The sequence below is a fragment of the Acinetobacter tandoii DSM 14970 = CIP 107469 genome (genome assembly GCF_000400735.1).
GTDB lineage: Bacteria > Pseudomonadota > Gammaproteobacteria > Pseudomonadales > Moraxellaceae > Acinetobacter > Acinetobacter tandoii.
This window is the reverse complement of record NZ_KE007365.1, coordinates 242,018-266,877: the sequence shown is the minus strand read 5'-3', so window position 1 is coordinate 266,877 and position 24,860 is coordinate 242,018. Positions and strand designations below refer to the sequence as shown.

Here is a 24,860-nt window from a genome sequence, read left to right as displayed (position 1 = left end):
ATTCACAAAGTTTTATACGTTATTTTTATAAGTAAGTGAAAACTTATACATTTAGAAACGATGCATTTGCATAGATATGATAAAATTGCGAAAATTATTTTTTGCTTGAGACTGGGGTAAGTCATTATTTCCATAATGATGAGATACCCTGAAATGAGCTCTTATCGAGTTTAAGGTTGCCAACGTTGAATTTACAAACCATGCCGAATCCAATCGATTTTCAGAAAGCCGCATTAGAAACTTTGCGCATTGAAGAACAAGCTTTAGGGGTATTAGCAACGCAAATAGACGAGCGTTTCAGTCGTGCCTGTGAAATTATCTTGCAGTGCAAAGGGCGTTTAGTGGTAACAGGTATGGGGAAATCAGGGCATATTGGTCGTAAAATGGCGGCGACATTTGCTTCAACAGGTACACCTTCATTCTTTATGCATCCTGGTGAAGCGGGGCATGGCGATTTGGGCATGTTGGTTCGTGGAGATGTATTGATTGCAATTTCAAACTCGGGAAAGAGTGATGAAATTATGATGTTAATGCCACTAATCAAACATTTAGAAGTGCCTTTAATTACCATTAGTGGTGAGGATACTGGTCCAATGCCGCAAAATGCTGATGTGGCACTCACTTTAGGCAACATCCAAGAAGCTTGCCCATTAGGTCTTGCGCCAACATCAAGTACGACAGCCACTTTGGCATTGGGTGATGCTTTAGCCGTAGCTTTATTGGAAGCACGAGGCTTTACAGCGGATGATTTTGCACGTTCGCATCCTGCGGGTGCTTTAGGTAAACGCTTGTTATTACATGTAAAACACTTAATGCACACAGGTGCAGAACTACCAAAAGTAGCGCCTGAAACGCCGATGAATAAAGTGTTATACGAAATTTCAAATAAACGTTTGGGTTTAACTACCGTTGTCGATTCAGAAAATCGATTATTGGGTATTTTTACCGATGGTGATTTGCGCCGTTTAATTGATAAACAGCAAGGTTTTGATGTCAATCTCCCTGTGTCTGAAGTAATGATTCAAAACCCAGCAACGATTTCGCAAGAAGCACGCGCGGTTCAAGCTTTAGAAAAATTACGCGACAAAAAAATTAATCAATTCGTTGTTGTTGATGATGCCGATAAAGTTATTGGTGTGATTAGCATGCATGACTTAATTCAAGCAGGGGTAAATTAATCCATGGCATCTTATGTTTTATTAGAACAAGCACGTCATATTCAAGCGCTCGTATTAGATGTCGATGGTATTTTAAGTGATGGTTTTGTGACTTTAACCAATTCGGGGGATGAAATTAAATCCTTTGATATTCGTGATGGTTTAGGCATGAAGTTGGTACAAAAGTCTGGTATGAAAGTGATTATTATCACTGGCCGTAAAAGTAATATTGTAGAAAAGCGAATGTCAGATTTAGGTGTCGACTTAGTTTTTCAAGGGCGTGAAGATAAAGGTGCAGCTTTGCGTGAGGCATGTGCTCAGCTTAATCTTTCACCAGATGATTGTTTATATATGGGTGATGACTGGCCTGATCTTTCAGCCTTTGCTATCGCAGGGATGAAAGTCACAGTGCCGAATGGTCATGTTGAAGTACGTCGTCGCGCTGATTTAGTCACACAAGCGATGGGTGGTCGTGGTGCAGTACGTGAAGTTTGCGACATGCTGTTAATGGCGAAAGGGACTTACCAAGAGCTACTTGAAAAATTTATTACAATCCCGCATTAATGCTCATATACGTACATAATTGTTTTTAGTGAAGAACCACACTTATGGATACCAAAGTTTTATATGTCACGGCGATTGCAATTGCTGCTGTAAGTGGTGGTTATTACTATTACAGTGGTAAAGGGAATAAATTAGAAACTGCATCTGCGCGAAGTATGACGTATTCCGCAGAAAAAATTAATTTAACCCAAACCGATGATGCAGGAAATTTATATATTCGTGCTCAAGTTGATCGACTTGAGCAGGATATGCAAAAACAAACCACTAAGCTCGAGAACTTGAATGCTTCAATGTATAAAGATGGCGCTGTAAATGCGACATTTTTTGCTAAGCAAGCGAATGGTTATGAAGACAATAAAAAAGTTGTTTTGTCTCAACAGGTCGTTGCTACCAAATTATTAGATCAAGGGCAGGGGAAAATGCAGTTTTTAACTGATGAGCTGACGGCGTTCCCGCAAACCCGAGTTATAGAAACAAACCATCAAGTGACCGTGCAATCTCCACAAGCAGAGTTTGTCAGTCAGGGATTGAAAGCCAATTTAAATGATGGTCAATACGAATTTTTTAATATTCGAGGAAAGTATGAACCAAAATCTTAAGTTTCAAGCTTATAAAGCTTTCCTTAAAAAAGCAGTTGTACTCAGTATAGCAATTGTTGCGGCATCTAGTGCTTTTGCAATTCCTTCGGATCGCAATCAACCAATTTCTTTGGTGGCAGACCGTGCGACTTTTAACGAAAAAACAGGGGTAACGACTTACTCTGGCAATGTGATTATTGAACAAGGTACGATGCGTTTACAAGCAAACTCAATTGTTGCCAATCTTAATCAGAAAAAGCAGATAAGTTCAATTACTGCCACAGGCGGCCCTGCGCGCTTCCAGCAACAGCTAGATGCCAATAAAGGCTTAGCTAAAGGGCAGGCACAAAAAATTGTTTATAATGCGGAAACAGGTATCATCACCATGTCTGGTGGTGCGCTATTAGAACAAGATGGTGCGAGTATTCGTGGTAACACATTAAAATACAGCATGAATAAGGGTGATATTGAAGCGACAGGAACACCAAATAGCACAGGTTCATCGTCTGGTCGTGTACAAATTGTGATTCCGCCTTCAAGTACTAAATCCTTCCCAGGAGCGCGTGATTAATGGATCATGTTGAGACTGCAACACAAACCCTTTGTATTAAGCACCTTGCGAAGAACTATAGTAAACGTTGGGTTGTAAAAGACGTTTCCTTTAGTATGCAAAGTGGGCAAATTGTAGGTTTGCTCGGTCCGAATGGCGCGGGTAAAACAACCAGTTTCTATATGGTGGTTGGACTGGTGCGTATGGATAAAGGCGAGATCCATCTGGATGATTTGGATATGTCTGACCTTGCCATGCATGAACGTGCACGTAAAGGCATTGGTTATTTACCGCAAGAAGCCTCAATTTTCAGAAAATTAACGATTTCTGAAAATATTATGGCAATTTTAGAAACCCGCAAAGATCTAAATAAGCAGCAACGACAACAGCGTTTAACAGAGTTATTGGCGGATTTTAAAATTACCCACATTAAAGACTCGTTAGGGATGAGTGTTTCGGGTGGTGAGCGCCGTCGTGCTGAAATCGCCCGTGCCTTAGCTGCAGATCCTAAATTCATGCTGTTAGATGAGCCATTTGCAGGGGTCGATCCAATTTCTGTAAATGACATTAAAGACATTATTCGTACGCTTAAAGATCGTGGTATTGGTGTACTCATTACCGATCACAACGTGCGTGAGACTTTGGCAATTTGTGAACGCGCTTATATTGTGAGTGAAGGTTCCGTAATTGCGGAAGGTACGCCACAAGAAATTTTAGAAAATGAAACCGTTCGTCAGGTTTACTTGGGTGAAGATTTCATGGTTTAAGCTTAAACGCTGAATAATCTTTAAGAGAAAAACCTCCATATATATGGGGGTTTTTTATCAACTCGTGTTTAGGTTGGGAATTGAAACACGTTACAATTGAGCTATTCCTGTTAGTTATCTTTGAATATGCCATTCACTATCGCAGCCCAAGTCAGTTATGAAGAAGAAATAAAGAAAAGCCGTTTTCAAGCGATAGCTGTTCCTGTCGAAAATGAAGAGGCTGTAAAAACTTTTCTTGAAGTAAACAAAGATATCACGACGACTCATCAATGTTGGGCATGGAAAATTGGGCATCAGGTTCGCTTTAATGATGATGGTGAACCTTCCGGTACAGCGGGACGCCCTATATTGGCAACGATAGAAGGCAATGAGCTGACGAATGTGCTAGTACTCGTAAACCGCTGGTATGGCGGAATAAAGTTGGGCACAGGTGGTTTGGTACGTGCCTATGGCGGTAGTGCGGGACAATGTTTACTTCTAGCAGAGAAAATTGAATTAATCGAGAAGAAAAAGGCATATTTTGGTTGTCAGTTTTCGGAGTGGTCGATCTTTAAATATGAAATGCAACATCAGGGAATTGATTTTCAAGAGCAATATACTGCGGAGGGAGTTGTTGTCGAGCTACAGTTACAAGTTCACCAAATTCCAGAATTGGCAGACAAAATTCGGGATGTCACTCGTGGTCGTGAACAACTTAAGTTAGTGGAAGAACAGCATGACTGAGCCAGATCCATTACTGAAATATCGTGAACAGCATAAACACCGACTTAATTACATGCCTTGGCTTTACTGGACTTTAAAGCCGAAACATCGTGCATGGGCGGAACAATGGCAAAATGAATATCAACAATATTTGAGAGAAATGGAAACGGTTGAGATTGGCAAGAACTGTTTTATTTCTCCATTGGCCCATATTTTTGCGGAGCGTGGACGTACCATCAAGATTGGTGATAATTGTTTTATTGCCGCAGATTGTACCTTGCATGGACCACTGGACATTGGTAATGAAGTTGCGATTAATCATCACTGTATTTTAGATGGTGGGCGAGTCGGGATTAAATTGCATGATCAGGTGCGTATAGCTGCTTACAGTCATCTTTATGCTTTTGATCATGGCATGCAACTAGACCAACCTATTTACCAACAACCTGTACGCTCACAAGGAATTGAAATTGGGCGTGATGTTTGGTTAGGTGCACATGTTGGGGTAAAAGATGGTGTCAAGATAGGGGATTATGCAATTGTTGGAATGCAAAGTATGGTCACCAAAGATATCGGGGAAAGAGAAGTTGTAGCAGGTAATCCAGCCCGCTTTATTCGTTACCGTGAATAGAATAATTGTATATTTTTCATCAATCTCGGTTACACAAAAGATGCCAACTCATCACTAGATGTGCTAAGTTTAGATACAACAACTAGACCTATAGTCCCTAGAGACTAATTGAGAGGCGAACAATGAAACGGGTAATAGCGTGTATAGATTCTTCTCCCTGCATCAATGCTGTCGCAGAAGCAGCAGCTTGGATTGCAAAACAAACACAACGCGAACTCGTGTTATTACAAGTGTTGGATTACTATCCTGCCAGTTACCATTTAGGTGAAATTAGCGGAGTCATTGGTTTTGAAAGTAATGCAATGTTACTCAAAGAGCTGGCAGAACTTGAGCAGAAACAAAGCCAACTCGCACTCGATTATAGCAACAACCTACTGAATCATATTTCTGAAATGGTCAAAGATAAATATGGTTTAGATACGACACATATTCAGGAAAAAGGGGACTTTCTAGAACAAAGTTTTCATGTACTTAAAGAAGATGATATTGCTGTGATTGGTCGGGTGGGTGAGCGCTCGGCAGAGCGGAATAAACCCATTGGTGGCAATGTTGAAAACTTTATTCGTGGTGTAAGTAGTACTGTACTAACAGTTGGAGAGAAGTTTGTACCGCCGACTCGCTTTATTTTTGCTTATGAATATTCTCCTACCTGTACCAAGATGATGCATCGAATTGCGCAAAGTGATTTATTGCGCTTGTTACAATGTCATTTGCTTTATGTTGGAGATCATCCTGAAATTTTAAATGAACCCTCACAGTTCTTAAGAGATGCGGGTTTAGATGTTGTTGTTGAATACCGTTATGGCGATGTTTCAGAAAACATCTTGGAATATCAGCGAGAACATGATATTAAATTAGTGGTTATGGGTGCATTTAGCCACAGCAAGATTCACCAATTCTTTTTGGGAAGTATTACCACCACAATATTCAGAAATTCAACAGTTCCACTCTTGGTTGCAAAATAAGAATTTAGAATGGATTACGTAAATTTATAGTTATCCGCATTATATGTGGATAACTATATGGACAATAGTTGTAAATACTTGTATTTTAAATTAAAAATACAATAGAGTGTTTTTTGTGCTTTGGTTGCTATTTTACAATCGCAATTGCAAAACCATCATGCCCTTTACTGCCAACCGTCTGTAACGCTGTGCAAGACAGCAATCTTGGATGGTTTTTTAAACGCACAAAAGTTTCTCGAATACCTTCTATACTTGGCTTATGATTTTCTGGATTTACAATATCACCAGCACGAATCACATTATCGAGCACAATGATGGTGCCTGAGTGAGATAAGTCTAAGCTGAGTTCTAAGTATTCGGGATAGCTTTGTTTATCTGCATCAATAAAAATAAAATCAAAAGGTTCAAAATCTGCTGGAAGTGCTTTAAGTACGTCAGCAGCGCGTCCGACTTTCAGTTCAATGGTTTGTGGCAAATTCGCGCGGTCAATATTTTCTTGACCTAATGCTGCATGAGTATCACGGCCTTCAATGGTAAGGATATAACCATCTTGAGGCAGTGCACGTGCTAGCCACATAGTACTGTAAGCTGCAAATGTGCCAAGCTCTAGGACACGTTTACATTGATTCATTTGAATAAGCATTTGCAACAACATGCCTTGATTAGGAGCAACAGCTAGATGATCAGGAAAACCTTTTTGAGCCGTATTTTCAAGTGTTTGTAACAGAATTGGGTCTTCAGGAATTAAATGTGAATCGATAAAATCATCAATCTCTGACCACATTTCTTGCATAATCTTAGCGCCTAAATATCGAATCAGTGCATTTTAAACATTTCTAGACAGAGTTCAATTCTCTCAGAATATTAATCACTGAAAATAAAAAACAGAGGTGTTTAGACCTCTGTCATGGAATACATGTTAATAATTACACATGGATGAGGAACGACTTAAATCTGGCCCCCAAGTACGAAAGCCTTGAGTATCAATATGGATTTGTCCAGAAGCATACAAGCCTAGACCCATATTGAGACTTTGACCATATTGTTCCCAGAACTGACACAGCTTAAATTTGGTATTTTCAATAAAAGTGTAATCTTCTGATTGTGGATATTCGGGGCCAATACGGAAGTCGATTGCTGAATTAAACAAGTGGCGTGAAGAGCTTGCACCACCAGCACATTGGTTTAGCGTTAAGTCACGGTAAACAGACGTGACTTCAAAGTCTGTTAATACTTTGGATGCGACAAGATATTTAAAAACTTTAAGTGTGGGGATCTGATTTGCCCACAACTCACGAGTTGGAATCATATATTGAGAACGCCCACACTTTTGCCAGTCGCGCGCGGTACGTAATAATTCAAAAGTCGGAATAATATTCCCGACATTATTTTTTTCTAGGAAAACTTCATATTCACGTACGCGTCGCAAGTTATCACTGGCAGCGACCCAACTATTATAGGTATATGGAATAATTTTAGGAGGGATTGGGCGTTCGACGCTTACACGTTCGTGAGGAATGAAAATCCGTTTTCCATGAGGTGTGCCTTGCCCAGATTTATGAGGAGATGAACTACATCCGATCATAACCAGAGGGATGATACTCAAACTGAGCACGCCCTTGAAAAATTGCTTCATGTATGAAAATCAAATGCTTAGAAATATAGGTGCTTATTTTAATCGAAAAGGGGGGAGCAAATTTGGAAAATTTGCAATCAAATGTGTGTTTTTGGTATAAAAAAAGATCAGCAATTGCTGATCTTTTTTTATGGCTTATTTTTCAAGATATTGTAACTTGTCTGCCTTACCATTCCATTCTTCACGGTCGGCAGGTTGGTCACCAATTTGAGTAATGTTTGGCCATTTTTGTGCAAGTTCTGCATTTAGTTCGATAAATACTTCTTGACCTTCTGGCAACTCATCTTCAGAGAAAATTGCATTTGCAGGGCATTCTGGTTCGCATAATGCACAGTCGATACATTCATCTGGGTTAATCACCAAGAAGTTAGGACCTTCGTAGAAACAGTCAACAGGGCAAACTTCTACACAGTCTTGATATTTACATTTAATACAGTTTTCAGTGACAACAAAGGTCATGGCGACAGCTACCTAAATAATATGGTTTTAATTACTCATGCAGTATTTTAGGCAAAAATGGGGATAACTAACAATTGCTTTTATTGATATTTGTTATTTAAATGCGTGAAATACATTTAAGTAAATGATAATTGATAGCAACAATATATTTGAGAAAATGAAATAAATATTGCTAATTTATAAAATAAATTATAAAAAACAGTATTTTACGATGTTTTTTGGTTTTCGTATTATGGCGTAATAAAATTACAGAGCATATTGGAAATGAAAAATTTCAAATTTGGAGTAAGTACTTGAAGGATTAAATTCTTAATTTTTTGCCTAGAAAGTCATCGATATACCATTAAAAAATGGTCCATTCAAACAAAAGTACCTATTCAATTTAAGAATACCGATTCAATAAGGCACGATAAGCTTCAATAGTCTCTTTCATTTTTTTATCTGTCATGGTGTTGAATGATTTTTGCCAACTGAGTTACAGCGCGTTCCATTTGTTGAATATCAAAGTCTCCCAATCCAAGTATAAGTCCAGAACGTTTCGTTTGATTTGAATAAGTGGGTGAAACGGCTTTAATGGATATTCCTGAATCAAGTGCTGATTGGGCAATAGCGCGGTCATCTAAATGATCGGCTAGCCATAGCAACATATGCATACCCTGATCGCCTGACTGTAAAAAGCCAAGGTGTTTTGGAATATGGCGTTCTATCATATTAATTAATTGCAGACGATTTTCTGCATAAACTTTTCGTATACGCCGAATATGTCGTTCTAAATGACCTTCTTGAATAAAGGCTGCCAATACATGCTGATCTGCTGATGGTGGGTGACGGTCAATCAATGCTCTTAGCCCACAAAATGAAGCAACCAGCTTTTTTGGCAGAATGGCATAACCTAAACGTAATGATGGAAACAGGACTTTGCTAAACGTACCCAAATATATGACTTGATCCGATGCCATGCCTTGTAGTGCAGGAAACGGTTGGCCACTGTAACGGAGTTCGCTGTCATAATCATCTTCAATAATCCAAGCGTTCTGCTGTTTTGCCCATGCGAGTAATGCAGTTCGTCTCGCTAAGCTCATGGGCATACCGATTGGATATTGATGAGAAGGGGTGACAAATGCAGCACGTGCATTTTCAGCAAGTGTACGACCTATATTGACTTGAATGCCTTCTTCATCAACAGGTACACGTATGATTTTTAAATGATGTAATGAATGCTCAAGTATGGCTGTAGTTCCACGATAAGCAGGATCTTCAACCCAAACAGTATCATTCGCATTGAATAAAATATGACTGCAAATATAAAGTGCTTGTTGGATTCCGCTAGTAATCACAATTTGTTCAGGGTCACAATGCACAGAACGCGAACGCCGAACATAATCAGCAATAGCAATGCGTAGAGACAATATGCCTTGCGGATCATCATAACCTGACGGAGCTGCAATGCCACGGGCACGGTATTGATTGCCATATTTCCGCCACATATCATTCGGTTGAGTACGGCCTGTGGGCACAGAAACGGCAAAAGGTCGATGCGGTAATGGTCTAAATTCTTTGAGTATTTCTGCAAATGCTTGTGCAGCTGATGTAAGCGGGATGTCGGTTTCTTGTTTTTCTCTTTTTAACGTCTCTGTAGTCGAATGGTTTAAAGTTTGTGAAACAAAAGTCCCTTTTCGGGCATGAGATTCAAATACACCTTCTGCGATAAGTTGCTCATAAGCTTCAATCACAGTACCCCGGGCAACATTTAATGTTTGTGCTAGCTCACGGGAAGAGGGTAAGGCATCACCAGATTGTAAATCACCCTGTTGAACGGCTGCTCTAAAAATGTGAATGAGTTGGGTGCTGATCTGTCCATTCGCCTTATTCAGTTTTGTCATGGATGGAAGATCTATTACTTTGGTCATTCTTGCCATAATTCTGGTCTACTAAAATTTAGATAAACTGGTTCTTTTTTATATTCCAATTAAAACTGAAAATTTACAACAGGAAATACAGACTGAGATTAGGAACATAAGAGGAGTTATAGACCATGTACGTCCCCGCAGAATTTGAAGAAACACAAATAGATATCCTGCATGAACTCATACAACAATATCCTTTGGGAATTTTGCTAACGCATGGGCAAAGTGGTTTAGATGCGAATCATCTGCCTTTTGAACTTGATACTGAGGTGACTGAATTGGGTGTACTGCATGCACATGTAGCAAGGAAAAATCCAGTTTGGCAAGAAGTTCAAGATGGTGATGAAGTGCTGGTAGTCTTTCGAGCAGGTGATGTCTATATTTCGCCACAATGGTATCCGAGTAAACAAGAGCATCACCAGCAAGTACCGACTTGGAACTATCGAGTAGTTCATGCGCATGGCAAGTTGAAAATACGTGATGATGAGCGTTATGTACGTGGAGTGGTGGCACGTTTAACCCGTACCCATGAAGCCATGCAAGCTGAACCATGGAAAATGTCAGATGCGCCAAAAGATTATATAGAAACGATGTTAAAAGCCATCGTGGGGATAGAGATTGAAATTACCAAAATTCAGGGCAAATCCAAATTGGGGCAGAATAAAGAGCATCGAGATATAGTGGGTGTCGCACATGCATTATCTACAACAGGACAGCGGGAGATAAGCAAAGCAATGTACCAAGTGGCAGCATCCAAAAATTAACTCTAAAGGAAGATGAAACATGTCGTGGTTAAAGCCAGTCACTTTGGTGGGTAAAAACATTAAATTGGAACCCTTAAGTTTAGAGCATGAGTTAGCACTGAGAGAAGCTGTGTGTGATGGTGAACTCTGGAAACTTTGGTATACCTTTATTCCTAAACCTGAACTTATACATAGCGAGATAAAAAGACGACTTGAGTTGCAGCAGAGGGGAAGTATGTTGCCCTTTGTGGTGATTGAACAGCACAGTGGTCAGATCCTTGGCATGACCAGCTATATGAACGTGGTTGCTGAACATCGTCGCGTGGAAATTGGTTCAACATGGTATAGACAATCTGTTCAGCGGAGTGCTGTGAATACAGAGGCGAAGCAATTACTGCTTAAGCATGCATTTGAAATATTAAACTGTATTGCCGTTGAGTTCAGAACATCGTCTTTTAATTTGAAAAGTCGTGCTGCAATTGAACGCTTAGGGGCGAAATTAGATGGTGTGTTAAGAAGCCATCAAATCGTGCAGGATGATATTTTACGTGATACCTATGTATACAGTATTTTGAAAAATGAATGGCCTGCCGTACAACAAAACTTAACGTGGAAACTTGAGCAATCTCGATGAGTGAAGTGATGCTCAAAATGAAAAGGTCGGTGATATTCAACCGACCTTTTTTAAAAGCTTAACTTTCTAATTGTTCTTTCAGTTGATACAAATGCTGTAAAGCTTCACGTGGGGTTAGGTTATCGACATCTAACGCTTTTAAAATTTCCAGTGCTGGAGAGACTTTTTCAACTTCAACAACGCGTTCAATAATATTAGGCTCCGCTTGCACGGCAGGTGCAAATAAATCACGTTGTACCGCCGTATTGACGTGCTGTTGCTGTTGGCGCTCTAAAATTCTTAAACGGTTTTGCGCTTCTTTAATCACATTCGTAGGAATACCCGCTAATTTTGCGACTTGTAGGCCATGACTCTGACTGGCAGGACCTTGTTGTACTTTATGCAGCAAAATCAAATTACCATTCAGTTCTTTGGCGCTGACATGATAATTGTAAATGCCCGATTCTTTACTCAGTTCAGTCAGTTCAAAGTAATGGGTGGCAAACAAGCATAAGCATTTCACTCGTTTACTTAGGTCTAAAACACAAGCCCAAGCCAAGGACAAGCCGTCATAGGTACTGGTTCCACGACCCACTTCATCCATGAGCACCAAGGATTGGTTGGTGGCATGATGCAGAATTTGCGAAGTTTCGGTCATTTCCACCATAAAGGTCGATTTGCCTGTCGATAAATCATCGGCAGACCCAATACGGGTAAAAATACGGTCAATCGGACCTAATGTAGCGGACTGCGCAGGGACAAAACTACCACAATAAGCCAGTAAACTAATTAATGCGGTCTGACGCATAAAGGTCGATTTACCACCCATGTTAGGACCAGTGATAATTGCCATGCGATGTGCATAATCCAAATGGGTGTCATTCGGCGTAAATGCAGTTTTACTTAATGCTTCGACTACAGGATGACGACCCGCCATAATTTTGATGCCCATTTCTGGGCTAAATTCGGGTCGAGACCAGTTTCTTAAACGGGCTTGATGTGCAAAGTTACTGAGCAAATCAATTTGAGCGATGGCTGCGCTCATAACTTGTAAATTTGCAATATCTTGACGTAGCTCATCTAAAAGCATTTCAAATAGCATTTTTTCACGCGCTAAAGCACGAGATTCACTGGATAACACTTTATCTTCAAAACTTTTCAGTTCTGGCGTGATATAGCGTTCGGCATTTTTGAGGGTCTGACGGCGAATATAGTGTTCGGGTGCCTGTTCTGCCTGAGCACGAGTTAACTCTATGTAATAGCCACTGACACGGTTATAGCCGATTTTCAGGGTAGGAATACCCGATTGTTCACGCTCTTTAATTTCTAAATCGATCAGGAACTGCCCAGCATGGTCACGTATTTTGCGTAATTCATCCAGTTCACTGTCAAACCCTTCTGCTATGACATTGCCATCACGTAACAGCACAGGTGGATTTTCTACAATTGCTGCGAGGAGGCGCTGGTATAAACCATTAAAATCACCCAATTCCTCATTTAACTGTTGAACCAATCGAGATTGCTGATTGGTCACAACTGGGTTTAAAGCATGGCGTAAAAATGGAAGCTGGGCGCTCGCCTGACGCAGTTGTACCAAGTCGCGTGGACGCGCGCTTCCTAGAGCAACGCGGCTAAGCACGCGTTCAATGTCCCCAATTTCTTTCAGGACTAATCGAATAGGAGCTTCATGATAACCATCAATAAAAGCTTGAATGGCGTCAAGACGTGCATCAAGTAGAGCTGTATCGCGTAGTGGTTGCATGAGGGTTCGGCTTAATAACCGACTTCCCATAGCAGTTTGGCAATCATTAATGAGTTGAAATAATGACGTCCCATGTTCGAATAACGGATCCACAATTTCTAAGTTGCGACGTGTCACAGGATCAAGTGCAATAAAGTCACTGCTTTGTTCTAACTGAATACTTCGGATGTGGGGCAATGCGGTTTTTTGTGTTTCTTTGGCATAATGAATCAGTGCGGCCGCCGCAGCTTTTGCCAACGGCAAATGATCAATCCCAAAACCAGAAAGCGTTGAAACCCCAAGCTGATCACACAAGGTTTTTTGCGCATTATTTAAATTAAAGTCTACATTGGGGCGCTTAGTCACAGGACAGTCGAGTTGTTTTTTGACTTGTTCTAAAATATTGGGGTCAACAATATCTTCATCGACCAGAATTTCACTTGGCATCAGCCGTGCCAGTTCGATGCTCAGATGTTCTAGCTTGAAATCTTGTTGTTGGACTTTAAAAATACCTGCACTTAAGTCAAGGAGGGCAATACCAATTTGGTTTTGCTGTAAGCATAGTGCAACCAAATTCGAAGATTGATGACTATTGAGTAAGGCATCATCAGTGAGTGTACCAGGGGTGAGAATACGAACCACCTGACGATCTACAGGGCCTTTGCCTGTGACTTCGCCAACTTGCTCGCAAATTACAACGGTTTCGCCTTTTTTGACTAAACGCGCCAGATAACCTTCTGCGGCATGAAAGGGTACGCCTGCCATTGGAATTGGATTGCCATTGGTTTTGCCTCGATGGGTGAGCGTAATGCCGAGTAGTTTGGCTGCTTTATGTGCATCGTCAAAAAAAAGTTCGTAGAAATCACCCATACGATAAAACATTAAGGCATGAGGATGCTGCATTTTGACTTTTAAGTACTGTTGCATCATAGGGGTATGTGAATCAATATTGGCTATGATGTCTTGCAAGCTCATGTATATGAAATCCTTAAGTTTCAATCGTATAAAATATGGGTTAAATTTTAGAATCTACAAAAATGATGATTTGTAAACTCCATTATAAGTAGAAAAAAGACCGTCTATAAACATGTAAAAGATCTTGGCGGAGTGAGCGAGTTAGTTCTCTACTGACTCAGGTGCGTATGGTAGCAAATTCAGGTCAATGAACAAAAGAGAAATGAAATATTGGAAAAGGTTGAAACTAAAAAAGTTGCTTTATCTACGCGTGCAATAGAAAAAATGAAAGCAGGCGATAAAGATAAAGTTGATGTAGGTGAATATTCAGGTTTGAGGGTAGGCTTGTAGTTAAGACAGGGGTTAAAAGTTTTAAATATAGATATTGTAGCCCTATAGATAATTCGCTTAAAAAGATCACTATAGGTCATTATCCAGCACTAACTCCACCTTTCTGAAATTGTGTTCATTACTGTGTGGTACAAATGCTCTCATTTCAATAATTTCAAAGCATTCTTTGACGCCTTAAAGCACAATAATAACCACTTATTTGAGCATTTACCTTGTTACCAGCGCATGGTTCACCTTATTCAATTACATCAACTCGCATTATACAACAGAGCCGTTTCCATTCCTTTTACCTAAAAACCTCAAGCCAGCAGAGTCCACTAGTAGATGAAGCCCATCACTGCTTTTCTGATAGCTAATTGCAATATCAATATGTTTTAGTCTTATACAAAGTTTAGAGTAATCTGGGGCTGTCCAAGTCAAACCACATAACCTAATTAGGTTCTTAATAAAGCCTGTAATCGTACGCAATTTATGTCATAAAGTGCCATAAAATTCAGCTTGGCGCTGGTCAAAAACGCTAAATTTTTATACTATACGGCAAACTTTATAATTACGACATCCACTTTATATTTATTAAAAACATTATGTTGAATCATATTTATGCTGCTTTAGAACAGCTAGGATTCACTACACAAAAACGTGTATTGCATATCCAGTTTGCCAATGCGTTGCTGAATCAGCAGGTCTATTTACAGCGAATAGACGGGACGCATGGCTTAAATCAAGGCCTAACCGCCAGTTTAATTTGCATGTCGACACATGCATTTATTCCGCTAAAACAGTTTATTGGCTGTCAGGTTGCTATCGACCAAGTGACTGACACAGGCCAATTGAGCCGTATCACAGGTATCATCACCCAAGCTCAAGCTGGAGCAAGCGATGGTGCACTGACCTTATATCGCCTCACACTTGAAGACCCGACCACATTATGGAAACAACGCTGTAACAGTCGTGTGTTTATGAATAAAAATGTGGTGGATGTGGTCAACATACTGTTCCAAGAGTGGCAACAAAAAAGTCCGCTATTTGCGGCAAGCCTGAGCCTTGATTTAGCAGGGCTGAGCCGAGAGTATGACATTCGACCTTTCATCATGCAAAGCAATGAAAGTGATTATGACTTTCTGACACGTCTACTCAGAAGTGAAGGGATGAGTTGGCTGATTGATGAAGCACAAACACTGCTTGCCCAAATTCACCAACCGATTCAAGCACAAAAGCTACGCTTAATTGATGATAACCAGCACTACCAAGTCCTGCCACGACGTTTTATCCGCTTTCATCAGAGTAGTGCCGTTCAAGTCGTAGATAGCATTATCGATTGGCAGGCACAACGCCAGTTACAGCCCACAGCAGTGCATGTTCAGCGCTGGCAAGCTGATGCACTGACCCAAGATGATGGTGCAGGCAGTGTACAAAGCAAACATCAGCAGAGTGAGCAGTATGATGTTGCAAGTTTAGGGCTAGAGCAAGCATGGCATTTTTCACCCGCATGGATGCAAGACCTGAATGGGGAGGATGGTGCAACAGCATCGGGCAATCCACAACTAGAACAATTTAACCAGCAGCTATCGGACTACTACAATGCACAAGCCAAGCATTTCTGTGCCCAGTCTACGGTGCGAGATGCTCATGTGGGTTACTGGTTTGAACTGCAAGATCATCCTGAAATTAATCAACACAGTGGTGCAGACAAAGAATTTCTCATTACCGAAAAAACCTTTTATAGCCAAAATAACCTACCTAAAGATTTAAACCAGCAATTGGAGCAACTTCTCCAACAAAGTCATTGGCAATTCACGTCTACACTAAGCAGCATTGCAAGTGAACAGCGCCAAGGCAATCTGCTGAGCTTACAACGTCGACAGATTAAAACTGTCCCCGCTTATCATCCTGAGCAGCATCGCCCAGCTGCCCACCCGCAACGTGCTCAGGTGGTTGGACCGAATGGTGAAGAAATCCATGTGGATGAATGGGGACGCATCAAAGTCCGCTTTTTATTCACAAGAAATGAAGACCATATGCATGATGGCGGCGCGGGCAGCAATGATAACGATACGGACTCTGCTTGGGTGGATGTACTGACCCCATGGGCAGGTGAAGGCTACGGGGCACGTTTCTTGCCGCGTATTGGGGAAATTGTAGTCATTGACTTCTTTCAAGGAGACATAGATCGTCCTTTCGTGGTGGGGCGTCTTCATGAAGCACAGCGTTCTCCTACAAAATTTGATAATGCAGGACAACTCCCTGATACCAAAAAACTGGCAGGCATTAAATCTAAAGAATATCAGGGAGAGGGCTTTAACCAGCTCCGATTTGATGACAGCACAGGTCAAATTAGTGCCCAGTTGCAAAGCAGTCATGCAGCAAGCCAACTCAACCTAGGTAAACTGAGTCATCCCAAAGCCACCGAAGAAAGTGAAGACCGTGGAGAAGGCTTTGAACTCCGTACTGACCAATGGGGAGCAGTACGTGCAGGACAAGGCTTACTCATCTCAACTTACAAACAAGACCAAGCAAAAGGTGATCACCTTGATTCAGAGCTTGCCAAAAAGCAACTTGAGGGTAGTCAGACTAACAGTAAAGCCTTGAGTGATATTGCCAAAAACCAAAAGACGGATGAAATTGAATCGGTTGAACAACTCAAAGAATTTGCACAACAGTTAGAGCAAAAAATTGCTAAATTTAATAAAGCCTTGCTTTTATTAAACTCGCCAGATGGGATTGGTTTAAGTACAAATGCAGACATTCATGTCTCGGCTGATGGACAAATTAACCAGTTTGCAGGCGATAGCATCAACTTGAGTACGCAAAAGAATTTGATTGCACACGCACAAAACAAACTCAGTTTATTTGCTGCTCAAGGTGGCATTAAAGCTATTGCAGCGCAGAGTAAAGTCGAGATTCAGGCACAGTCAGATGCTTTAGATGTATTTGCCAAGCTAGGCATAACAATTTCTTCGACGGATGATCGCATTGAAATCAGTAGCCCAAAAGAAGTATTGATTACAGGTGGTTCATCGCAGATTGCACTGAATAATTCTGGAATTTTCCCCAAAACGGGTGGAAAGTTTGAAGTAAAGGCGGGGCAGCATGTGTTTACATCTGGGGCAAGTGTTAGTGCTAAATCTAATCTGCCGCCACCACCTAAAAAAACAATTGGGAATTTAGAGCTTTTTAATAAATATGAACTATCTCAGGGTGTTATGTCTAACTACACAGTTGTAGATTCATTAGGTAAGACATTTACTGGGAAATTAAATAAAGAAGGGTATGCTTTGGTTTCAGGTTTAGCGACAGGGCGTGTACAGATACTTTTTGATAAAGATGAAAGAAATCCATTTGATCCTGCTAGTGAATTTAATAATCAACTTAAATTTGATGTTAAAAAGAAAGCATCAGACGGGCTAAATAATGTGGCTAAAGGATTACAAAAGACTATTAACACTCAATTTAAAGAGCTCTTACAAAATCCTACTCAAATGAAAAATGAAATTAAAAAAATGAAGAATATAAATGGAACTAGTGCTATTCAATTATTTCAAGAATTATCAAATTCACAGATTAAAAACAACAATAATTTAGCATTACCGAATTTAATGAATTTTAGAGGATAAGCTAGACATGAGTGATATTGAAAATAATAATGAACCTGTTCAATTAGCAACAATCGTTGTAACTGCTGAAGCTATTGAAGAGGATGGGGTAAATCTTGCAAATGATTTCGATGCTTGGTTAAGGAAAATTAGTGATGGATATATAACGTTAGACAGACTTGAAACAGTTGCTAGTGTTGTACCTGTCGTTGGTAATGTTATTGCAGCAGCTAGTACTGTATCAGTAATGGTTGATTTTATTGAAAGAGATTTTGAAGTAGAAAATTTAGATTGGGTTTTGTTATGTATTTCTATTTTAGGTATCGTACCCGCGATGGGATCTGCAATAGCCCCATTTAGAGTCACTATAGGGAAAGTTTCTAAAGCAGTTCAAAAGCAAAAAAAAGTATTAGCTAAAAGTAGCCTAAATAAAAATGAGGTTGATTTACCTGAAATTATTTTTAATCTAATTGAAAATGATCTTTGGTTTTTTGCAGCTGGAAGTTTAGAAGGCTTTGTAAACGAGGCAAAAGTAAAATTACCGACATGGTTAGATGAAGTTGCAAAAAAAGGTGATGAGCTAATTTCAGGATTAATACAAGGTATTGATGATATCGCCAATAAACCAGCAAGTGATTTTGTAAAAAATATAAATGCAGATATGGAAAAAGACATAGCTGGTTGGTATGAACCTAAAAAGCCAGTGCGTAATTTTTTTAAATATTTAGGAAGCTATTATAAAAACTTTAGTGTTAATACATTTAAATCAACATGGCAAATTGCATTACCAGAAGACATAAAACAAATTTTACGTGAACAATTACCAAAATTAAATAAATTGAAAACTGAATTAATAAACAAAGTAAAGTTTATGGGGGACGCTAAAAATGCCGAAAGTATTGCGTGGTATGTTGAAGTATTTGCAGCTGGTTTAGCCGGAAGAAAAAGTAAAAGAAAAGGTGGGAATGTTCCTGCAAATCAAACGGGGCAAGTCCATAATCAACACGGGCAAAACCCTAGTGAGGTTGTTCCAGGGCAGAAAAAAACACATGAAGATACAACTCCAAATTCATGCTTGAATTGTCCTGCACCTGTAGATACAGGTTCTAGTATTAACTTTGCACTAGGTTATGAGTCTATTAAGCATTTAGATGCGCGATTAAACAATATATTAGGCATAAATGTTAGTCGAAAATATGCTTCAAATTTAGTTCAGCTTGATGAAAGCGAGTTTGGTTCAAGATGGGTGTTGCCATGGACTATACAAATTGTTCAACATCATAAGAATAAAAAGAAGTGGCAATTTATTGATGAAAATGCGCGATCTATAAATTTACCTGATATGAAAATTGGGCAGAAATATCATCTGGAAATTGAAAATTTTTCAATCAAAATGATTGATGAAAATACTATAGTAATAATTCGTAGAGATGAAACAGTTTATTATTTTGAAAAGGATTTAAAAAGATTCCGTTTAAGTGCTATTCAATATCCGAAGGGATTTTCTTTAGGAGTACGTTATGACCATAAAATAAAAAATAAAGCTGGTTATGATAAAACCTTAATCTCAGATATAGTGCTTAAGCAAGGTGATAAGGAGTTATTCCATATTGCTTGTGAGTTGAGTAAAAATGGATTAATAAATAAGTTATGGTTAATTAAAGATAATCAATTATTTAAAAAACTAGCTGAATATCAATATGACATTAATGGAAATTTAACGGAAGCGATAAATGAATATGGAGCATCTCATCGATATAAATATTCAAACCATTTAATTACTTATTATTCAGATTTAACTGGACGTGGAATGAATTTAGCTTGGGATGGTACTTCGTATCTTTCTAGAGCTTTTAGAGAGTGGGCAGATGATGGGAGCTTTGAGGTTACTTTAACTTGGTCAAATCGTTTTAGATCTACAACTGTAAAAGATATTACAGGAGCAGAAACGGTCCACAATTATGACATTGATGGATACACGACATCAATTGAATATGCGTCAGGCTTAGAGGAGTGGTTTTACCGCGACCATGCAAAAAGAATTACTAAGCATTTTGAACCTAACGGTGCAGTAACTTGTTTTGAATATGATGAATCTGGAAATTTAGTTAAAAAGATTCAACCAGATGGCTCGATAATCATGATTGCATACGATGAAAAAAACCAACCAGTTGCAATTTCTGATGCGAATGGTGGTCGATGGTTCCGAGAATATGATCAAAAAGGAAACATAATAAAAGAAATTGATCCGCTTAAACGAGAGATAAAATACAACTACAATGAATCCGGTTTGCCAATAAGTATTACTGATGCAAAAAATGGAGTTAAAACCTTACAGTATGATAGTGCTGGAAATCTTGTGGAATTTACGGATTGCTCAGGTAAGTCGAGTAAATGGGTATATGATAATGATGGAAGATTAGTTTGCAGTGAAAATGCTTTAGGTCATAAAACTGAATATTTTTACTCAGTCGAAAATCATGAAGATAGTAGTTTATTACGCAATGCAAATGGTCAATTAGAAACTATAAAATCTCCAGATGGCACGGTTGTAAAATATATACATGATGCAGAAGGGCGTGTATTGGTTTTTGAAGATTCAAATAATCAAGTTACTCAATACAAATATAATGAAGCAGGGCTTATTGTTGAAAAAATTGATGCTAATAATCATAAATTGAAATATGAATGGGATTTACTTGGTCGGTTGAAAAATTTATTTAATGAGAATGGAGCAAAATATGAGTTTTTTTATGACAAAGTTGGTCGTTTAGTTAAAGAAATAGATTTTGATGGAAAAAATACCGAATATAATTATCGTTATTCAACTGGTGAGTTGCTAAGTACAGTAGAAAAAGTGGTTTCAGGTAAAGATAGAGTTCAGCTATTCGAATTTGACATTAATGGACGACTAGAGCAACGTAAAATCGGTTTTGGATCAATCGAACATGAATTAGAACAACAATTAATTGAAGAGTTTGCATATGATTCACATGGGAGGCTTATTTTAGCGAAGAACGCTGAAAGTCAACTGAAATTCTTTTATGACCCTGTCGGAAATTTGAACATTGAACATCATGAAGATTTTATAGCTAAAACTACTGCCGTTTGGAAACATGGCTACGACGAAATTAATGATCGGATTCAAACAATACGTCCCGATGGTCAAAATATAGATTGGCTTACCTATGGAAGCGCTCATGCACAAAGTTTGATTGTCAATGGTCAAGACATTGTCAGTTTTGAAAGAGATGATCTACACAGAGAAAGCATCCGTCACTATGCTAATGGGATTAGTCAAGAGCAACATTATGATGTAATGGGGCGATTAGTTCAGCAGCAAGTTATTCGTGATCATGAGTTTGGCTATCAGTCATCGATTAAACAACAAAATAATGCACTTAAAGATTCGCAAAAACTAGTCCAGCGTTTATACAAGTATGATAGAACAGGACAGTTAACAGATATTAAGGATACTCGAAGAGGAAGTATCAGTTATAAGTATGATCCTTTAGGCAGATTGCTAGAGGCGAATGGTAAATTAGGCAAAGAAACGTTTGATTTTGACCCAGCAAATAATATTATCGATCAATATAATAAAAATAAAAACCAAAGCGATTCTCAAACAGTTGAAGAAAAACGCTATGGTTATAATCGACTTGTTAATAACGTGGTTCAAGAGTATCTTGATCAGCAATATCAGTATGATGCTTATGGTCAGCTCACTCGGCAAAAATCAAGTCAAGGTGATTTAATTTTAGAATGGGACGCATCAGGGAGATTAGTACATAGCCATAATGCTCAATATACAACTGTTTATCGTTATGACGCTTTAGGTCGTCGGATTCAAAAACTTAGTAAGCACCACTATACAGGTGCTGAACATAACATCATCTATGGATGGGATGGTGACACATTGGCTTATGAATCGACAGAACAAGTCACCAAGCATTACATTTACGAAAAAGACAGCTTTGTACCAATGCTACAAGCTGTCTATCAAAGCCCTATTGAATTACATCAAACACCTGATTGGTCAGATAAACCATATAGTGTACATCGTGATCCACTATGGAAAATCACCAAGCAAAGTAAAGGCTTTGATGATGTATGGTTCTACCACTGTGACCATTTGGGTACACCACAAGAAATGACCGACCATACAGGTGCAATTATTTGGAAAGCCGAATATAAGGCTTGGGGTGAGTGTAAAGCTGAAAAAGCTAAATCTAACTTCTTTGAAGACTCTGAGATCATCAGTAATAATATCCGTTTTCAAGGGCAATATTTCGACCAAGAAACAGGGCTTCATTACAACCGTTATCGTTATTATTCACCATATGTAGGGCGTTTTATTTCCAAAGATCCTATTGGGTTATTGGGTGGAGATAATGTGTATGCATATGCACCAAATCCAGTAAATTGGATTGATCCTTTGGGATTAAATAAACGCTTAGGATCAGGTGCACACAATGTAAAAGATGCAGCTGATATAGCTTTAGCGAGTGGTAAAAATCAAGGTGCTGCAGCTCAATTAACAGTAAATGGAAAAGTCTATACTGGTGTTAGTGGTAATATTGGAACCATGCATCCAAAAGTTCAAGAAGCTTTAGACAGTGTTCCTGTAAATAAAAGAGAAAAATGGCATGGATACTGTGGCGAAATATCTTGTGCGAATCAAGCATTAGAAGATAGTACAAATAATGGTTCGATATCAGGTGGACATTGTTGTGCTGTGAATATAGGTAATTCAGGTAAAGGACATGGAACTCCTAAAAAAACATGTCGTTCATGTCAAGGTGCACTAGACCATCTTGGTGTAAAATACGATTATTAGGATTTCAAAGCGAGCAGTTAAATGAGAAATGTTGATATAGTAGAAAAATCCTTAAAAATATTGGGTTTAACGAGTAATTATAGTAACTATGAAGCATTGAATTTTTTAGATTGTTATCAAAATTTGGAAATTTATATTAATAGTTTTTTAGATTTAATGAGTGAAAGACTGTTTAATATTTCTGATAAAAAAGAAATATTAAATATATTTAATGAGCTTAATGAAAGTAATTGGAAGGAGATAGATAGTTATAATTATAAAGAAGATAAATATTATATTTTTTTAAGGTTAAAAGTCTTTCTTTTAACAGTAGATTATGAAACTGATCTAAAAGAAGATCATGAGTGGCTTAATTTTTTTAAGAAAAAATTTATCGAATATTTGGATGAAAATTAATTAATTTAAAAGCTTAGTAGTTTAACTAGGCTTTTATTTTTTTAGAAACATTCTAATATTTTGACTACAACTCAAGATGATGGTGCGACAAGTTATTTTGAATATGATGAAAAAAATCAACTCACTGGTATGGTTGATGCCGAACAGGGACGTTGGTTTAAGCAATATGATGGTTCTGGAAACCTGATCAAAGAAATTGATCCACTTAAGCATGAAACTGCTTATGCTTACAATGCCATGGGCTTAGTCACTTCCATTACAGATGTTAAAGGTGGAAGTAAGTCACTCAAATATGATGAGGCGGGTTTAATTCTGTCTCGTACAGACGCTTTAAACCACAAATTAAAATATAAATGGGATCGATTGGGACGTCTAACCCGACTCATTAATGAAAATGGTGCAAGTTATCAATTTTTTTATGACCTTGGTGGGCGTTTAATTAAAGAAGTCGACTTTGATGGTAAGGAAACGGTATACCACTATGATGAAAATTCGGGCCAACTGGCAACCAGTATTGAAGTCGCATCTGCTTATGGACAAGACCTAAAAGACCGAGCTGCACCGAAAGACCGAATTCAACAATTTATTTTTGACAGTATGGGGCGTTTAGAACAGCGTACTGCGGGTTATGGTCGCTATGGTTTAGAACTCGAAGAAAAACAGACTGAAGAATTTGCCTATGATTATATGGGGCGAATCATTCAAGCTAAAAATGCTTAAAGCAATTTACAATGGTTTTATGATGCGGCTGGCAATTTAGTACAAGAACACCAGCAAGATTATAAAATCAATAAAACCGCGGTGTGGAAACACCAATATGATGAAATTAATGATCGAATCAAAACAACTCGTCCAGACGGGCAGATTATTGACTGGTTGACCTATGGTAGCGGTCATGTACAAAGTTTAATCGTAAATGGTCAAGACCTAGTTAGCTTTGAGCGTGATGATTTACACCGAGAAATTGCACGTCACTATGCGAATGGAGTGAGTCAAGAGCAGCAATATGACTTGGCAGGTCGTTTGAAAAGCCAAATGATGCTGAGTGAACATGAAAATGGCTATCAAAACCAATATAAGCCGCACAACAATGCATTAGAGCAGACCAGTCAACTGGTGCAGCGTCTTTATCAATATGACAAAACAGGAGAGCTAACGGCAATTCGAGATACACGCCGTGACAATATTGCCTATAAGTACGATCCTGTAGGGCGTTTACTTGAAGCGAGCAGTAAACTTGGAAAAGAAACGTTTAACTTTGACCCTGCCAGTAATATTATAGATTCGTATCATAGTCAGAAGGCTCAAAGCCATTCACAAAGTGCTGAAGAAAAAGACTATGGTTATAACCGTTTAGTTAATAACGTCGTTAAAGAATATCTAGGTCAACAATACCAATATGATGCTTATGGACAACTCGTAAGACAAAAAACGAGTCAAGGTGATTTAAACCTTGAGTGGGATGTCTATGGCCGTATGGTGAAGAGCCGTAATAGTCAATATATGGCAGAATATCGCTATGATGCATTAGGCCGCCGTATTCAAAAGCGGAGTAAGCATCACCATACTGGTCAAGAGCAGAACGTCATTTATGGATGGGATGGCGATACGCTTGCTTATGAGTCCACAGAGGAACTGACCAAGCATTACATCTATGAAAAAGATAGTTTTTACGGCTTTGTTGCACAAAGATTTAAAAGTTAAGATTTCTCATAT

18 protein-coding genes and 3 pseudogenes are annotated in these 24,860 nt (G+C 38.8%); 15 read left to right on the top strand and 6 right to left on the bottom strand.

What is annotated here, in order from left to right; translation table 11 throughout:
* Positions 1-200 precede the first annotated feature (200 nt).
* From I593_RS05155 to I593_RS05120, 8 genes are all read left to right on the top strand, one after another.
* Positions 201-1,178: a KpsF/GutQ family sugar-phosphate isomerase gene (locus tag I593_RS05155; RefSeq protein WP_016166515.1), complete on the top strand. Its 978-nt coding sequence runs from the start codon at positions 201-203 to the stop codon at positions 1,176-1,178.
* 3 nt (positions 1,179-1,181) lie between these two features.
* A complete protein-coding gene (locus I593_RS05150; protein WP_016166514.1) occupies positions 1,182-1,721 on the top strand; it encodes a KdsC family phosphatase in 540 nt (179 codons plus the stop codon).
* A gap of 44 nt (positions 1,722-1,765) precedes the next feature.
* Positions 1,766-2,320, top strand: a complete 555-nt coding sequence (gene lptC, locus I593_RS05145; protein ID WP_016166513.1) for an LPS export ABC transporter periplasmic protein LptC — start codon at positions 1,766-1,768, stop codon at positions 2,318-2,320.
* The gene (gene lptA, locus I593_RS05140) at positions 2,304-2,870 is read left to right on the top strand and encodes a lipopolysaccharide transport periplasmic protein LptA (protein ID WP_016166512.1); all 567 of its coding nucleotides are present in this window, start codon (positions 2,304-2,306) and stop codon (positions 2,868-2,870) included. The genes lptC and lptA overlap by 17 nt, the downstream gene beginning before the upstream one ends.
* Complete coding sequence (gene lptB / locus I593_RS05135) at positions 2,870-3,616, top strand: LPS export ABC transporter ATP-binding protein (protein WP_016166511.1); 747 nt, start codon at positions 2,870-2,872, stop codon at positions 3,614-3,616. The genes lptA and lptB overlap by 1 nt, the downstream gene beginning before the upstream one ends.
* A 126-nt stretch (positions 3,617-3,742) precedes the next feature.
* A complete protein-coding gene (locus I593_RS05130; RefSeq protein ID WP_016166510.1) occupies positions 3,743-4,339 on the top strand; it encodes an IMPACT family protein in 597 nt (198 codons plus the stop codon).
* On the top strand, positions 4,332-4,949 hold the full coding sequence (locus I593_RS05125) for a DapH/DapD/GlmU-related protein (protein ID WP_016166509.1): 618 nt from the start codon (positions 4,332-4,334) through the stop codon (positions 4,947-4,949). Before I593_RS05130 ends, I593_RS05125 begins: the two co-directional genes overlap by 8 nt.
* A 122-nt stretch (positions 4,950-5,071) precedes the next feature.
* Positions 5,072-5,914, top strand: coding sequence for a universal stress protein (locus tag I593_RS05120; RefSeq protein WP_016166508.1), 843 nt, complete (start codon positions 5,072-5,074; stop codon positions 5,912-5,914).
* Positions 5,915-6,041: 127 nt separating this feature from the next.
* Here I593_RS05120 and I593_RS05115 read toward each other — a convergent pair whose 3' ends face one another.
* The 4 genes from I593_RS05115 to pdxR all read right to left on the bottom strand — a co-directional run bounded on the left by I593_RS05115 (position 6,042) and on the right by pdxR (position 9,928).
* Positions 6,042-6,707: an O-methyltransferase gene (locus tag I593_RS05115; protein WP_016166507.1), complete on the bottom strand. Its 666-nt coding sequence runs from the start codon at positions 6,705-6,707 to the stop codon at positions 6,042-6,044.
* Positions 6,708-6,833: 126 nt separating this feature from the next.
* Positions 6,834-7,550 (bottom strand): D-Ala-D-Ala carboxypeptidase family metallohydrolase, encoded by a 717-nt coding sequence (locus tag I593_RS05110; protein WP_016166506.1) that lies wholly within the window; start codon positions 7,548-7,550, stop codon positions 6,834-6,836.
* 135 nt (positions 7,551-7,685) lie between these two features.
* A complete protein-coding gene (fdxA, locus tag I593_RS05105; protein WP_004938070.1) occupies positions 7,686-8,009 on the bottom strand; it encodes a ferredoxin FdxA in 324 nt (107 codons plus the stop codon).
* A gap of 437 nt (positions 8,010-8,446) precedes the next feature.
* Positions 8,447-9,928 (bottom strand): MocR-like pyridoxine biosynthesis transcription factor PdxR, encoded by a 1,482-nt coding sequence (gene pdxR, locus I593_RS05100; protein WP_016166505.1) that lies wholly within the window; start codon positions 9,926-9,928, stop codon positions 8,447-8,449.
* A 116-nt stretch (positions 9,929-10,044) separates the two neighbouring features.
* On the opposite strand from pdxR, the gene I593_RS05095 reads away from it, so the two are divergent.
* On the top strand, positions 10,045-10,680 hold the full coding sequence (locus tag I593_RS05095; protein ID WP_016166504.1) for an FMN-binding negative transcriptional regulator: 636 nt from the start codon (positions 10,045-10,047) through the stop codon (positions 10,678-10,680).
* 19 nt (positions 10,681-10,699) lie between these two features.
* A complete protein-coding gene (locus tag I593_RS05090) occupies positions 10,700-11,293 on the top strand; it encodes a GNAT family N-acetyltransferase (protein WP_016166503.1) in 594 nt (197 codons plus the stop codon).
* Between the two features lie 58 nt (positions 11,294-11,351).
* Here the strand turns inward: I593_RS05090 and mutS are convergent, their stop codons facing one another.
* On the bottom strand, positions 11,352-13,988 hold the full coding sequence (gene mutS / locus I593_RS05085; RefSeq protein ID WP_016166502.1) for a DNA mismatch repair protein MutS: 2,637 nt from the start codon (positions 13,986-13,988) through the stop codon (positions 11,352-11,354).
* 423 nt (positions 13,989-14,411) lie between these two features.
* On the opposite strand from mutS, the pseudogene I593_RS20805 reads away from it, so the two are divergent.
* Positions 14,412-14,600, top strand: a pseudogene (locus tag I593_RS20805) (IS982 family transposase); the annotation flags it as partial.
* On the opposite strand, the pseudogene I593_RS19940 reads toward I593_RS20805, so the two are convergent.
* Positions 14,590-14,786, bottom strand: a pseudogene (locus tag I593_RS19940) (transposase); the annotation flags it as partial. The pseudogenes I593_RS20805 and I593_RS19940 sit on opposite strands and share 11 nt — an antisense overlap.
* A gap of 116 nt (positions 14,787-14,902) precedes the next feature.
* Between I593_RS19940 and I593_RS05075 the strand changes: the two are divergent.
* The 4 genes and pseudogenes from I593_RS05075 to I593_RS05060 all read left to right on the top strand — a co-directional run.
* Entirely contained in the window at positions 14,903-17,932 is a 3,030-nt protein-coding gene (locus tag I593_RS05075; protein WP_016166501.1) for a type VI secretion system Vgr family protein, read from the top strand.
* 7 nt (positions 17,933-17,939) lie between these two features.
* Complete coding sequence (locus tag I593_RS19935) at positions 17,940-22,748, top strand: RHS repeat-associated core domain-containing protein (RefSeq protein ID WP_016166500.1); 4,809 nt, start codon at positions 17,940-17,942, stop codon at positions 22,746-22,748.
* 21 nt (positions 22,749-22,769) lie between these two features.
* On the top strand, positions 22,770-23,144 hold the full coding sequence (locus I593_RS05065) for a hypothetical protein (RefSeq protein ID WP_016166499.1): 375 nt from the start codon (positions 22,770-22,772) through the stop codon (positions 23,142-23,144).
* Between the two features lie 45 nt (positions 23,145-23,189).
* A pseudogene (locus I593_RS05060) lies at positions 23,190-24,815 on the top strand (RHS repeat-associated core domain-containing protein); the annotation flags it as partial.
* Between the last annotated feature and the right edge of the window lie 45 nt (positions 24,816-24,860).